This is a genomic window from Saccharomonospora sp. NB11 (assembly GCF_015910535.1).
Classification (GTDB): domain Bacteria; phylum Actinomycetota; class Actinomycetes; order Mycobacteriales; family Pseudonocardiaceae; genus Saccharomonospora.
The window spans coordinates 293064-307124 of sequence record NZ_JACBJG010000002.1 but is presented as its reverse complement, the minus strand read 5'-3'; the positions used below and the strand labels follow the sequence as shown (position 1 = coordinate 307124).

At 68.7% G+C, this 14061-nt stretch carries 10 protein-coding genes and 1 tRNA gene; 5 read left to right on the top strand and 6 right to left on the bottom strand.

What is annotated here, in order from left to right:
* Positions 1 to 11: 11 nt before the first annotated feature.
* Complete coding sequence (locus JAV51_RS03675; protein ID WP_197319178.1) at positions 12 to 791, bottom strand: pyrimidine reductase family protein; 780 nt, start codon at positions 789 to 791, stop codon at positions 12 to 14.
* 56 nt (positions 792 to 847) lie between these two features.
* Between JAV51_RS03675 and zapE the strand changes: the two genes are divergently transcribed.
* Positions 848 to 1894, top strand: a complete 1047-nt coding sequence (gene zapE, locus JAV51_RS03670; RefSeq protein WP_197319177.1) for a cell division protein ZapE — start codon at positions 848 to 850, stop codon at positions 1892 to 1894.
* On the opposite strand, the gene JAV51_RS03665 is transcribed toward zapE, so the two are convergent.
* A complete protein-coding gene (locus JAV51_RS03665; RefSeq protein ID WP_197319176.1) occupies positions 1842 to 2477 on the bottom strand; it encodes a phosphatase PAP2 family protein in 636 nt (211 codons plus the stop codon). The two genes, zapE and JAV51_RS03665, sit on opposite strands and share 53 nt — an antisense overlap.
* Positions 2474 to 3709: an ornithine--oxo-acid transaminase gene (gene rocD / locus JAV51_RS03660; RefSeq protein WP_197319175.1), complete on the bottom strand. Its 1236-nt coding sequence runs from the start codon at positions 3707 to 3709 to the stop codon at positions 2474 to 2476. The genes JAV51_RS03665 and rocD overlap by 4 nt, the downstream gene beginning before the upstream one ends.
* A gap of 167 nt (positions 3710 to 3876) precedes the next feature.
* On the opposite strand from rocD, the gene JAV51_RS03655 reads away from it, so the two are divergent.
* Positions 3877 to 5970: a S9 family peptidase gene (locus JAV51_RS03655; RefSeq protein ID WP_197319174.1), complete on the top strand. Its 2094-nt coding sequence runs from the start codon at positions 3877 to 3879 to the stop codon at positions 5968 to 5970.
* Between the two features lie 50 nt (positions 5971 to 6020).
* On the opposite strand, the gene JAV51_RS03650 is transcribed toward JAV51_RS03655, so the two are convergent.
* Genes JAV51_RS03650 through JAV51_RS03640 form a run of 3 tightly spaced genes read right to left on the bottom strand, consistent with a single transcriptional unit; the run spans position 6021 to position 7231 of the window.
* Complete coding sequence (locus tag JAV51_RS03650; protein WP_197319173.1) at positions 6021 to 6407, bottom strand: nitroreductase family deazaflavin-dependent oxidoreductase; 387 nt, start codon at positions 6405 to 6407, stop codon at positions 6021 to 6023.
* A gap of 36 nt (positions 6408 to 6443) precedes the next feature.
* On the bottom strand, positions 6444 to 6806 hold the full coding sequence (locus tag JAV51_RS03645; protein WP_197319172.1) for a CrcB family protein: 363 nt from the start codon (positions 6804 to 6806) through the stop codon (positions 6444 to 6446).
* The gene (locus tag JAV51_RS03640) at positions 6803 to 7231 is read right to left on the bottom strand and encodes a CrcB family protein (RefSeq protein ID WP_307845724.1); all 429 of its coding nucleotides are present in this window, start codon (positions 7229 to 7231) and stop codon (positions 6803 to 6805) included. The genes JAV51_RS03645 and JAV51_RS03640 overlap by 4 nt, the downstream gene beginning before the upstream one ends.
* A gap of 55 nt (positions 7232 to 7286) precedes the next feature.
* Between JAV51_RS03640 and JAV51_RS03635 the strand changes: the two genes are divergently transcribed.
* The 3 genes from JAV51_RS03635 to JAV51_RS03625 all read left to right on the top strand — a co-directional run bounded on the left by JAV51_RS03635 (position 7287) and on the right by JAV51_RS03625 (position 11755).
* Positions 7287 to 9245, top strand: a complete 1959-nt coding sequence (locus tag JAV51_RS03635; RefSeq protein ID WP_197319171.1) for an aconitate hydratase — start codon at positions 7287 to 7289, stop codon at positions 9243 to 9245.
* A gap of 142 nt (positions 9246 to 9387) precedes the next feature.
* A tRNA-Pro gene (locus tag JAV51_RS03630) sits at positions 9388 to 9461 on the top strand.
* Between the two features lie 1103 nt (positions 9462 to 10564).
* Positions 10565 to 11755: a YDG/SRA domain-containing protein gene (locus JAV51_RS03625; RefSeq protein WP_197319170.1), complete on the top strand. Its 1191-nt coding sequence runs from the start codon at positions 10565 to 10567 to the stop codon at positions 11753 to 11755.
* Positions 11756 to 14061: the final 2306 nt, after the last annotated feature.

Sequence of the window (14061 nt, the reverse complement as noted above, 5' to 3'; positions counted from 1 at the left end):
TGAGTGGGGTCTCACCGCGAGTGTGCGGCAGCGCGGCGGTAGCGCAACATGAGGAAACCGTCCTCGTGCAGCACCGAGTCGAGCCGCAACGACCGGGGGACCGGGCTCGGCGTCCCGGCGACGATGCGACCCGATCCGGCGCCCGCGAGCAGCGGCGCGACCGTCAGGCAGAGCTGGTCGACGGCGTCGGCGGCCACGAGCGCCGCGAACAACTGCGGGCCGCCCTCGCAGTTCACCCGGTACAGGCCACGCTCGGCCAGCGCCGCGAGCACGGTGTGGGGTTCGACGACCTCGGTACCCGCCTCGATCACGTCCACCCCGGCGGCGACCAGGTCACGCTTCCGCTGCCGCGGTGCCGTCGTCGTGGTGACGACGAGCGGCGGCACCCTGGTGTCCGTCACGATCGGATCGTCCGGCGTGAGACGGCAGGACCCCGTCACCACGGCCAGCGGCGGCAGGTCGCTCAGGCCGAGCCGGCGACGTCGTTCGACCCGCAGCTCCCGTGGCCGCACGCCGCGGTAGCCCTCCGCCTGCGCCGTGCCCACACCGACGAGGATCACGTCCGCGAGATCGCGGCCCAACGCGAAGACCCGCTTGTCGGCCGGGTGCGACAGGCCCTCGGACCGGTCCGCCACGGCGACGGCACCGTCGGCCGACGCCACGAAGTTGACCTGCACCCACGGGCGGGTCAGCTCGGGCGGGTAGTCGTAGAGGCGTTCGAGTTCGGCGTCGGTCACGGGTTCCGACGCGGGACCATCAGCGGTGGGCAGTAGCCGGTGCACAACGGTCATCACAACACGGGCCGACCGCCGGGAGCAGCGCAGGGCCACCACATACGCTGATCGGTATGCCGACCGAGCAGCTCACCGCACGTCGTCCCGAGATCGCCCCCGACGAACTGATCTCGACGCTGGTGCCCCCGCCCCGGTTCGACGGCGTCCGGTTCTCCACCTACGTCCCCAACCCGGCGGAGCCGAGCCAGGCCGACGCCGTGCGCGCGTGCTCGGCGTTCGCGGAGCGGGTCGGCGCTGCGGGCAAGGGCGGGGCGACCGGTTGGCGCGCGCTCTTCGGGCGCGGTCGCAAGCAGGCCGACCGGCTCGGCCTCTACCTCGACGGCGGGTTCGGGGTCGGCAAGACGCACCTGCTCGCCTCCCTCTGGCACGCGGTGCCGGGCCCGAAGGCGTACGGGACGTTCGTCGAGCTGACGCACGTGGTGGGCGCGCTCGGATTCGGGGAGGCCGTGCGGCGGCTCTCGGGACACCGCCTGCTGGCCATCGACGAGTTCGAGCTGGACGACCCCGGCGACACGATGCTGGTGAACCGGCTGCTGCGGGAACTCACCGAGGCGGGAGTGTTCGTCGCGGCGACGTCCAACACCCTGCCCGACAAGCTCGGCGAGGGCCGGTTCGCGGCCGACGACTTCCTGCGTGAGATCCAGTCGCTGTCCGCGACGTTCGACGTCGTGCGGGTCGACGGTCCCGACTACCGGCACCGTGGGCTCGCCGACCCGCCCGAGCCGCACGGGGACGCGGACCTCGTGGCGTCGGCCGAGGCGTGGCCCGGTGCGACGCTGGACGACTTCGACGACCTCTGCGCGCACCTGGCGAGCCTGCACCCGTCGCGGTACGGGCGGCTGGTCGACGGGGTGGCCGCCGTGCACCTGCGCGGCGTGCGGCCCGCCGCCGACCAGGCGATCGCGTTGCGGCTCGTGGCCTTCGCCGACCGGCTGTACGACCGGGCGATCCCGGTGCTCGTCTCCGGCGGCTCGCTCGCCGAGTTGTTCGACGAGGACATGCTCGCGGGCGGCTACCGCAAGAAGTACCTGAGGGCGATCAGCAGGCTCACGGCGCTGGCTCGCGACGCCGTGTCGCCGCAGACCGCGCCCGGGGCCTGACGACGAGCGCGACCACCGAGACGATCGCGACGGCGGTGGCGGCGCCCCCGACCACGTCGGTGACGTAGTGGTAGTCCAGGGCCGCCATACCGACGGCCGCGCCGACGGTGCCTAGCGCACCGACCGCGACCGTGAGCACGCGTGCCCGCACGGTGCGAACCGACAACGCCACGACGGTGACAGCGGCGACCAGGCTCACCGTGTGGCCACTCGGGTAGGCGAGGTGGTCGTCGTAGTACCGGCCGAACGCCGGTTTCAGCACCCACGTGTTGAGCGCCACCGCGACGGCCGGGCCGACGAGGCAGAGCACGACCACCTCGGGGCGCCGACGGGCCACGCCGAGGGCGGCGGCAGCCGTGACCAGCACGGCGAGCACCGCCCACGGCTCCGTGGGAGCCACCAGGACCCGGGCGAACCACGAGCCGCCCAGCGCGTGATCCACGGTGGTTTCGACAGCGGCGTCGAACGCGGTGCCTCGCCGTTGTCCCGCCACGGCGAGGCCGAGCATGAGCGCGATCGCCGCACTCGCCGTCGCCGTGACGGTCAACCGAAGGGACGCGGCACCAGGCGGGCCGCCGGTCATCCCTGCGCGACGACCTCGGCCAGGGCGTCCACCCCGCGGTCCAGTTCGGACTTCTCGATCACCAGCGGCGGGGCGAGCCGCAGGGTGTGTCCGTGCGTCTCCTTGCACAGCACGCCACGCTTCATCAGCGCCTCCGACGCCTGCCGACCCGTGAGCGTGCCCGGCGCCAGGTCGACACCCGCCCACAGGCCCCGGCCCCGCACCGCCGCCACGCCGTGGCCGACCAGCGCGCCGAGCCGCTCGTGCAGGTGCGCGCCCAGCGCCGTGGAACGCTGCTGGAACTCGCCCGTGGACAACAGGCGAACGACGGCACGGCCCACCGCGCACGCGAGCGGGTTGCCGCCGAAGGTCGAGCCGTGCTCGCCCGGACGCAGCACCCCGAGGACGTCGGCGCGGCCCACCACCGCCGAGACCGGGAGGATGCCGCCGCCCAGGGCCTTGCCCAGCGTGTAGAGGTCGGCCGTGACGCGCTCGTGGTCCAGCGCGAAGATCGTGCCGGTGCGCGCCATTCCCGACTGGATCTCGTCGGCGATGAGCAGCGCGCCCGCCTCGTCGCACAGCCTGCGGGCCTCGGCGAGGTAGCCGTCCGGCGGCACGACGACCCCGGCCTCGCCCTGGATCGGCTCCAGCAACACGGCGGCCGTGTTCTCGGTGACGGCCTGCGCCAGCGCCGCCGCGTCGCCGTAGGGCACCACGACGAAGCCCGGCGTGAACGGGCCGAAGTCCGCGCGCGCCTCGTCGTCGGTGGAGAAGGAGACGATGGTGGTGGTGCGGCCGTGGAAGTTGGACCCGGCGACCACGATCTGAGCCTGGTTCTCGGGCACGCCCTTGACGCGGTAGGCCCACTTGCGCGCCACCTTGATCGCCGACTCGACGGCCTCGGCACCGGAGTTCATGGGCAGCACCATCTCGGTGCCGGTCAGCTCGGCCAGTTCCTTGCAGAACAGCCCCAACTGGTCGTGGTGGAACGCCCGCGAGGTCAGGGTCACCCGCCCGAGCTGCTCCATCGCGGCCTGGACGAGGGCGGGGTGGCGGTGGCCGAAGTTCAGGGCCGAGTACCCGGACAGGAAGTCGAGGTAACGCTCACCGTGCACGTCGGTCACCCATGCGCCCTCGGCCTCGGCGATCACGACAGGCAGTGGGTGGTAGTTGTGCGTGCTCCAGCGCTCGTCGAGTGCGATGAGGTCGGCGGCGCTGCTGGTCTCTGCGGACTTGTCGGCGAACGTCGTCATGCGTTCAGACTAAAGCGAACGGTTCGGCGAAAACATCCGGCAAACATTGCCTGCTGTCGTCGTTCGTTGCGCATTCGGGCCCGAGTGGACACAGATCGTTGCGTCCGCGACGGTCGTGGCCGGTGCGGTTGGCGGGTCACCTGTGGTGTCTGCGACAGTAGACGCTCGTGACGGACGATCTCTCTTTCCTGCGCCGACAGGCCCGGACCCAGCGCTTCACGTTGGGGACGCCGAGGAACTTCCGGGTCTCCCCGGACGGTGACCGTGTGTTGTTCCTTCGTTCGCGGACCGCCACCGACCGGCGTAACGACCTGCTGTGTCTCGACCTGCGGACCGGTGAGGAGTCGACGATCGTCGACACCGCCGCGCTGCTCCCGGGCGAGGAGGACCTGCCCGCCGAGGAGCGGGCACGTCGCGAGCGGACGCGCGAGGCGTCCGGCGGTGTCGTCGGCTACGCCACGGACGACGCGTTCCGGATCGTGGCGTTCCCGTTGTCCGGCAAGCTCTACACGGCCGACCTCGACGGCGGGGACGTCCGCCTGCTCGTGGACGCCGCCGTCGTCGACCCGCGCCCCAATCCGGGCGGCACACACGTGGCCTACGTGAGCGACCGCCGGTTGCGGGTGATCGAGCTGGCGACCGGGGACGACCGTGCCCTGGTCGACGACGAGGGCCCCGACGTCTCGTGGGGACTCGCCGAGTTCATCGCGGCGGAGGAGCTGAACCGCACGCGCGGCTACTGGTGGTCGCCGGACGGGCAGAGCCTGCTCGTGCAGCGCACGGACACCTCGGCGGTTCCGGTGTGGACCATCGCGGACCCGGCGAACCCGGCCCAGCCCGCCACCGCCGTCGGCTACCCCGCCGCGGGCACCACGAACGCGTCGGTGTCGCTGGCTTTCCTCGGTCTCGACGGCAGCCGAGTGGACGTCGAGCTGGGCGACTGGGAGTACCTGGTCGCCGTGCACTGGTCGGCGGCGGGCGACCCGCTCGTCGCCGTCGCCCCGCGTGACCAGAGCCGGATCGACGTGTACGCCCTCGACCCGCGCACCGGTGCTGCGCGCCTGTTGCGCAGTGAGACCGACGAACGCTGGGTGGAGGTCGTCACCGGCGTTCCCGCGTGGACCACGGACGGCAAGCTCGTGCACGTGGGGGTGCGCGACGACACCTACCGGCTGCTCGTGGACGGCGAGCCCGTCACGCCGCCGGGACTCCAGGTGCGGTCGGTGCTGCACGTGGGCGACGAGGTGTTGTTCTCGGGCTCGGAGGACGACCCCACGCAGATCCACGTGTACCGGACCACCGCCGGTGAGGTGGAGCGACTGTCGCAGGTGGACGGTGTGCACATCGGGGCGGGCACCGCCGAGGTGGCCGTGATCTCGACGTGGACGCTCGACCGCCACGGTCCGGTGGTGTCGGTGGTGCGGAACGGCGAGCGGGTCGCCGACGTCGGCTCGTACCCCATGGACCCGGGCCTGGAACCGCGGCCGGCGTGGCTGACGGTCGGCAAGCGGGGCCTGCGGTCGGCGCTCGTCCTGCCCACCGGACGCGAGATCGGCGACGGCGGCGAGGCGCTGCCCGTGCTGCTCGACCCCTACGGCGGCCCGCACGCGCAGCGAGTGCTGCAGAGTCGTAGCGCGTTCCTCACCCCGCAGTGGCTGGCCGACCAGGGCTTCGCCGTGCTCGTCACCGACGGCCGAGGAACTCCGGGCCGGGGCAACGCGTGGGAGAAGGAGATCCACCACGCCTTCGCCGACGTGTCGCTGACCGACCAGGTCGATGCCCTGCACGCGGTGGCCGACCTGTATCCGGGCCTGCTCGACCTCGACCGCGTCGCCATCCGCGGCTGGTCGTACGGCGGGTACCTCTCGGCGCTGGCCGTGTTGCGGCGGCCGGACGTCTTCCACGCCGCGGTCGCGGGCGCTCCGGTCACCGACTGGTCGCTGTACGACACCGCCTACACCGAGCGCTACCTCGGCCACCCCGACGAGCACCCGGACGTCTACGAGCACAACTCGCTGATCGCCGACGCGCCGTCACTGCGCAGGCCGCTCATGATCGTGCACGGGCTGGCCGACGACAACGTGTTCGTCGCCCACGCCCTCCGGTTGTCGGGCGAGTTGCTGGCGGCCGGGCGCGACCACGTCTTCCTGCCCCTCGTCGGCGCCACGCACATGTCGCCGCAGGCGGAGGAGGTCGCGGAGAACCTCATGGTGACCCAGGTGCGCTGGATCAAGCAGCAACTCGGCGTCGAGACCGCATAGTGGTGCCCTGGTCCGGTCGCGTCGTTCGACCGGACCGGGCCCGCCGGTGGTCAGCGAGGTGCGCGGTCCAGGAGCAGGAAGTCGGACACGCCCACCGCCGCCAGTGGACCGCGCGCGAGCCGGGGTGCGGCCGACCGGGTCTCGTCGTGTCGGAGCCGCGCGCCGGTCACGGGCACGTCCCGACCGTGCAGCCGAAGCTCGCAGTGTCCCGCCGCGAGGACGTTGCGCACCCAGTCGGAGTCCCTGCCGTAGACGAGCGGGATCGCGTAGTGCGTCCGGTCGGTACGGAACACCGTGACCGGAGTGGAGTAGCGGCGACCGGACCGGCGGCCGACGTGCCGGACTACGCCGAGGCCGGGAATCCAGGGTGCCGCAGGCCGCAGCACTCGGTTGGCACCGATCCGATTGAGCCTGGCCAGCGTGCGGGGCAGCGCCATCGTGGCCTCCCTTCACTCGACCGTCCCCGTGCAGCGTCAGCCGAGCAGGCCGCCCAGGGCAAGTCCGGCTGCCGCCGCGCCGAGAGTCGCTCCGGTGGTCGCCACCACGTTCGCCACGGCCGTCGCGCGGGCGCCGTCGGTGAACACCCGCAGCGTCTCGTAGCCGAACGTCGAGAACGTGGTGAGCGCCCCGCAGAACCCGACACCCACCGACGCGGCGACCGCCCCGCCCGTCACCGTGGCGCCGGTGACGACGCCGAGCACGAGACTGCCCACGACGTTCACGACGAGCGTGCTCCGGGGAAACCGGCCGACCTGCCTGCGTCGCAACCACGCGTCGAGCTGGTACCGCGACACGGCACCCACCGCACCGCCCAACGCCACGAGGAAGACCGTCACAACCCACCGTCCTGCCCGCGCCGACGGAGCCGACGCGTGGTGCCCATGAACCCGGCGGCCACCGCCACCAGCGATCCGGCGAGCGAACCGACCACGTAGCCGCCCGCCACCGCGACCTCGCCCTGCCGCATCAACTCCACCGCCTCCACCGCGAAGGTCGACGCCGTGGTGAAGCCCCCGAAGACACCGACGCCGAGGAACGGCCGCAGCAGGCGTGCCACCCGGCCGTGCTCGACGAACGCCATGAGCGCCCCCAACCCCGCCGAGCCCACCACGTTGACCAGCAGGGTCGCCACGGGCACACCGCCGGGGGACCGTGGGACCAGCTCACCCACCCCGTACCGGGCCAGGCTGCCGAGTGCTCCGCCCGCGGCGACGGCGAGCAACACGTCCCTTCGAAGACCTCGCGGACCGACTGTCGTCACGAGCGTCATCGTCGTCCACCGGTTCGGTCTCCGACCAGTCGGGTAGCCGACGACCATGGGCGACACCGTGGCGCACAAGCTGATAGCCGACCACCTCGTCGAGGGGCGCATGGAGCCGGGGGAGGAGATCGGACTGCGGATCGACCAGACGCTCACCCAGGACGCCACGGGCACGCTCGTGATGCAGGAACTGGAGGCTCTCGGACTCGACCGCGCCAGGACCGAGGTCAGCGTCCAGTACGTCGACCACAACCTCCTGCAGACCGACGAGAAGAACGCCGAGGACCACGCCTTCCTCCGCTCGGCCTGCCTCCGTTACGGCATCTGGTACTCGAAGGCGGGTAACGGCGTCTCCCACCCCACGCACATGCAGCGGTTCGGCGTCCCCGGCAAGAGCATGGTGGGCTCCGACTCGCACACCCCCGCGGCCGGGTCGCTCGGGATGCTCGCGATCGGGGTGGGCGGACTCGAAGCAGCGCTGGCCATCGCGGGCGAGCCCGTGCACCTGCGCATGCCGGAGATCTGGGGCGTGCGGCTGACCGGTGAACTGCCGCCGTGGACGTCGGCGAAGGACGTGATCCTCGAAATGCTGCGCCGACACGGGGTGAAGGGCGGGCTCGATCGGATCGTCGAGTATCACGGCCCCGGCGTGGCGACGCTGTCCGCCATGGACCGGCACGTGATCGCCAACATGGGAGCCGAACTCGGCGCGACCACGACCGTGTTCCCCTCGGACGCCGCCGTCGTCGAGTTCCTGCGCACCGAGGGCCGCGAGGACGACTACCGGGAGATCGTCGCCGACCCCGACGCCACCTACGACGTCACCGACGAGATCGACCTGTCCACCATCGAGCCCCTGATCGCGACACCGTCCTCACCGGACAACGTCGTGCCGGTGCGGGAGGTCGAGGGCACGAAGGTCGGGCAGGTCGTCATCGGCTCGTCGGCCAACCCGGGCCTGCGCGACTTCGCCATCGCCGCCTACCTCGTGCGCGGACGGCAGGTCGACGCCGCGGTGAGCTTCGACGTCAACCCCACCTCGCGGGAGATCCTGGCCGACCTGACCAGGATCGGCGGCACTCTCGACCTCGTCACCGCGGGAGCGCGCATCCACCAGGCCGGGTGCATGGGCTGCATCGGCATGGGACAGGCACCCGCCGTCGGGCAGAACTCCCTGCGCACGTTCCCGCGCAACTTCCCCGGACGCAGTGGCACTCGTGAGGACTCGGTGTGGTTGTGCTCGCCCGAGACCGCGGCGGCCTCGGCGCTGACCGGGGTGATCACCGACCCGAGGGCGCTCGCCGCCGACCTCGACCTCGACTATCCCGACCTGCCGCTGCCCGCGCGCGCCTCGATCAACACCGACATGCTGGTGGCCCCGCTGCCGCCCGAGGAGGCGCGACAGCAGCGCCTGGTGAAGGGACCCAACATCTCCGACCTGCCGGACATGCCCCCGCTGCCCGACGCGTTCGCGGCGCCCGTCCTGCTGAAGGTCGGCGACAACATCTCCACCGACGAGATCTCCCCGGCCGGGGCGAAGGCGCTGCCCTTCCGGTCGAACGTGCCGCAGCTCGCCGAGTTCACCTTCGACCGCGTCGACCCCACCTACTCGCGGCGGGCGCGCGAGTGTCGAGACACCGGTCACGTGGTGGTCGGCGGCGACAACTACGGCCAGGGCTCGTCGAGGGAGCACGCCGCCATCACACCCCGCTACCTCGGCCTGCACGCCGTGATCGCGAAGTCGTTCGCGCGCATCCACTGGCAGAACCTCGCGAATTTCGGAATCCTCGCGCTGGAGTTCGTCGACCCGGCCGACCACGACCGCATCGACCAGGGTGATGTGGTGAGCGTGCGCAACCTGCGCAGTGACCTCGCCGACGGCGAGCTGACGATCCGCAACGACACCAAGCACGAGGAGTACCGCGTGCGACACCGCCTGTCCCCGCGTCAGCGGGAGGCCGTCGTCGCCGGAGGCCGCATCCCGTTGCTCGCGCGCTCGTCGTCGGCCAGTTGAGCTGGGTGAACGCGCTGCGCGCGAGGTGGTGCGCCTGGCGCGCCACCTCGGCGGGCGGGGAGCGTGATCGCGACGGGGCACCCCCTGTGCGGCGTGCTGGAGGGGCACGGTAAGCTACTGCCATCACCGCAACGGTGGTGGCCGGGCTGTGGCGCAGTTTGGTAGCGCACTTGACTGGGGGTCAAGGGGTCGCAGGTTCAAATCCTGTCAGCCCGACAGAAAAGGGGCCGTCTACGCAGGTAGGCGGCCCCTTTGTCGTCTCCGGGCACGCACGCGAAGCGCAGCATGTCACATACATGTCACACGAGCCTGTGCGTCGGAACGTTGATCGCTTCGCCAACGTCTCTCGTCGTCGAGCGTCAAGGGCGGCCCCGTCGGGGCCGCCTGTCCGCTGCTTTGTGGGTCCGCGCCAGCGGGCCGCCGGGCGTGCGGCTGACGCCGATCCCGGCGGCCCACGCGGACCCGAAGCGGAAGGCAGGCGGTCCGGGAGCCACGGCGGGGCCGCAAGCCTGGCAACGCAGGTCGCCGGTCATCGAAGGAGGTTGCGGCCCCGACACGGCGTGATCGAGACGTCATTAGGCGACGGGATGACCACCAAGCGCTCTATCCAGAGTCACTTACGAAGATAGTGGCAGGCTCGCCGACTTTGACGGTCTTTGCATTCCCCAGATTAAGCTCGACCACCATGAAATACAACGCGCGTCCGTTGCGGAACAAGAGAAGCAAAAAGAAGATTGCTGCTTTCCGAACGAGCGTCATATGATCCTACCATTTGCTCGTGCTGCACCCCATCATTCTCGCCCTTGTTGAGAGCGAGCTCGATATCAGGCAGAATTGCGGCAACCTTGGTCTCAATCTGTTTCAGTCTGCAACCTTGGGTGCTGCTCTAAGATCAATTCAACATTGAGGGAGCCAGATCGCGATGGAAATAATCAGCCGTATATATGGACAATACAAGCCTTGAGGGAGGACTTGAATCATAGGGTGAAACTGTGACCGGCCCGCGTACCACGAGGCGGGCCGGGGTTATATCGCTGCGCCTGAACGCCGAGGACCTTTCCAGTGCTGTGTCGGGCTCCACCCAACACGGCGTTAGATATCGGGGCGGCGGACTCACGCCGTGGCCGGGGCACACGCGGGGCACACCACACCGATCAGCAGTCACGAACGATGACAACCGATGCACGGCACCACGTCGACAGACAGCATGGGCTGCCTTCGCAGGCTGACGACTTGCCTGAAGTGCCCTTTTGAAGCGGTGCTGATGCCTCTGGTTCGGCAGGCGGCCCGAAAGTCGGAGGGCGGTAGGGTGTCGGCTCATGAGCCTTAGGGAAGTCACCGCTGAAGCCATTCTGAAGGCCATCGCTCGGTTCGACGAGCTAGGTAGGGACGACTTCCTCGCTGAGTACAGGTATGGGCCCTCGCGGCGGTATGTGATTAGGCATAACGGCCGTGACTACGACTCGAAAGCGATCGTCGGTGCAGCTCATGAGTACGTCAGTGGCCGGCCGTTGAAGGCTACGGAGTTCAGCGGTGGTATCGCTCGGCTCAGTCGTTTTCTTGAGCGTCGAGGGTTCGAGTTCTGGGACCTGAAACTCGAGCGCAGGGCTAACAGCAGGTTCACCCTCGGCGAGGTCGACGGTGTCCCTGAAGGGACAACGTTCCCGTCGAGGCAAGCAGCCAGTGACGCTGGGGTGCACCGCGCTCTGATTGCCGGCATCGTCGGTACCGCGGCGACAGGCGCCGAGTCGATCGTCGTATCAGGTGGATATGAGGACGACATCGACAACGGTTGGGAGATCATCTACACCGGCCACGGCGGTCAGGACAATGCTGGCCGCCAAGTCAGAGACCAGACGTGGGAATCGTCTGGCAACGCCGCCCTGCGTACGAGCCAGTTGGAGCGCACACCGGTGAGAGTCATCCGCGGGGCCCACAAGAAGAACGGGTCCTCACACGCGCCGGCGTCCGGCTATCGCTACGACGGGCTTTACCTGGTCGAAGACTCCTGGCGGGAAGCCGGTCGTCGTGGGTTCCAGGTCTGCCGGTTCCGCCTTGTCAAACTCGGAACCAGTGAGCTGACGCCTGGGGGAGATGCCGCGACCACCTCAGCCGTGACACCTGCCGTGCCTTCGGGCAATGAGTCGCCCGCCCGTCGAACGACGACGATACAGCGGGTTGTGCGCTCGAGCGGAGTCAAGGAATACGTCAAGGCGATCCACGACCACCAGTGCCAGACATGTAATACGCGGTTGACGATCGGGAGCCGCGGCTACTCCGAGGCCGCGCACATCCGGCCGTTGGGAACACCTCACAACGGCCCCGACATCGCAGCCAACGTGTTGTGCCTCTGCCCTTCATGCCATGTTCTATTTGATAACGGAGCCTTGATCATCGACGAAGACCTCAACATCTTCGTCAACGGCGAGTTAACAGGACAACTTCGCACCGAAGCGGCCCACGCGGTCGGTGCAGAGTACCTCGCCTACCACCGAACCACACACAAGTAGCGTCTGCCATGCCCAGCGACTCCGCACGAGGGCTTATGCCACATTCATGTCACACGAAACTGGCAGAGCATGACAAACAACGTTGACCGACGGGCGCCCAACTAGCAGGTCAGTAGCAGGGCCGAGAGTCGGGCTCTGGTCAGCAGTGAGCCGAATAAGGTCAAGGGGTCGCAGGTCAAATCCTGTCAGCCTGACAGAACAGGGGTCGTCTACGCAGGTAGACAGCCCCTTTGTCGTTCGGGAGATGGCGCTGACCCGCCCGCGACCAACATTCGTCCAACACGGTGGGGGAGAGGCTCACGCTGCCGATGACCCGCTCAAGGCTCCACGTCGTGGAGCATCGAGCGGGTCGGCGACCTCGTTGAGCCGGTCGGGGAACAGGTGCCCGTAGATGTTGAGCGTCATCGCCGCGTCAGTGTGCCCCGGCATGTGTTGAAGGACTTTCATATCAGCCCGGCAATGGCAAGTGACGTGCCGCAACTTGTGCGGCGTGGGCCTCAGCGTGTCGAGCTGGGCCAGACCGCGGGGTTAATCGCACCGAGGCGGCACAGCACATCGCACGTGCAGAGCAGCTGGCGACACAGACTGGTTCGTCTCGACAGCGCGCACTACGTCTACGAAGTCGACGGTGTGGAACGCATCGGTGATCCCACAAAACTGGGTCCCCTACGCGAAGGTTCCGGAACTGATCCGGATAGGTCAGGTACTCAACTCAGGCGCTCTGGTCGCACTGCTTCACGTGCTTGCTCTCGGCGACTCGCAGCTGACCGCGAAGCTGTGCGATCCTAACCTCACCAAGGCAGTGCGCCGTTGCGCCGAGTCACGCCCACAATCCGTCGCCCTACGCGAGACAGGACATCACTCGATGGCACTAGCGTGGGCCTGTGCGAGTACCAAAGTGGCAGCCGGTAATCAGAGTCAACAATCATGGCCTGATGCTCGGCGTGGATGCTGATGGAGCATGGTCGGTCGGACACGATGAATTGGACGCCACAGCCGCTGGTGACGCGCTGATCGTTCTGTTACCTCTCCTGGAACAGCCGTACACCAACGTGCAACACGCGGTAGCGCCACACGCTGTCACCTCTGGTCCGCCCCCATGGAGTCAACTGCTACGTCTCGCTCTCGCGTGGACCTCCGACCACTGGCCATCCTGAGCGCTCACGTGGATCGAGGACGGCTACCCAGCACGCGAACTGCTAGATACGCTCGCGTGGCTGAAAGACTCACGTGAGCGAGCCCAGGCCTTACGACACCGAGCGTTGCGTCTTTGGAAAGCTGAACGTGAACGCACTCTCTGATCGTCACCACGCTTCAGTCTCGCCATTCACCAGCGAATGACGACACTCTTCGAACGAAGTCGGTAACGCTGTTCTGCCAGTTCCAACGAGAGGCGCGCCGCCATAAAACGGGTATCGCAGGGTGACCCGACTAGCCCAGGTGCCGAAGTCGACCAACATGCGAGTGGCCGAGGACCGTTATCGTCGAACGTCGAGCGTGCCGGCCGAATCGCCGAAACGATCAGGGAACAAATGCCCGTAGACGTAGCGAGTCAATGAACCGAGCCCGGAACGCCTCCTGTGCGAAGGGATTCGGCATGAAGCCGACCCCCGGTTCCTGCTCACGGAGCTTGGCTGGGACACGATCACAACCAACCACGTGCCAGGCCGCTCTTCGCTGCACCACCAAGCAACGTCACATGACGGCATTCGCCGCTCGGACTCGGCAGCTCCGCCGGCCTGCTCACAGGTCGAAGCCGGTTGAGCCGTGTTCGAGGGGAGGTCGTAGTCCCAGGTTGTTCAGTCCTGTTAGCCCGGCGGCGGTTGTCGAGGAGCCCCTCGAACCGCAGGCGATTGCAGATCGAGGGGCTTCTTCGCCGTTGCCGGGTGTTTCCCGTAGCCGAGTCGGCTGACACTCATGCGCAGTCGAAGTACCTCCGACCAAACGAGACTCGCTCGCATCTCAGCGCGTGGTCACAGTGGTGCCTCCGACTGCCTCGCCCGCCGTGACGACACAGCCGCGGCACCGAGGCCCGCGCCGGCCATCGAGGTCAGGCCAGTGGAGGCCTCGGGGCCCCAACGGGTGATGAGGAAAATGGTGACCAAGGCTGTTGCCGCGAACAAGACCAGCAGGAATCCGAGGCGTAACGTCGCGCCCCACCCGGTCAGGGCATCGTTCACGACCCGCATCCACCACCATCGCAGTGGAACCTGTCGGTGGTCACCATCCGACGGCACCTCCCTCGGGACGTGGATGACTTGCTGAACGTGCTGCCGGTTTGACTCATCGTCTGGTGTTCGACCAGG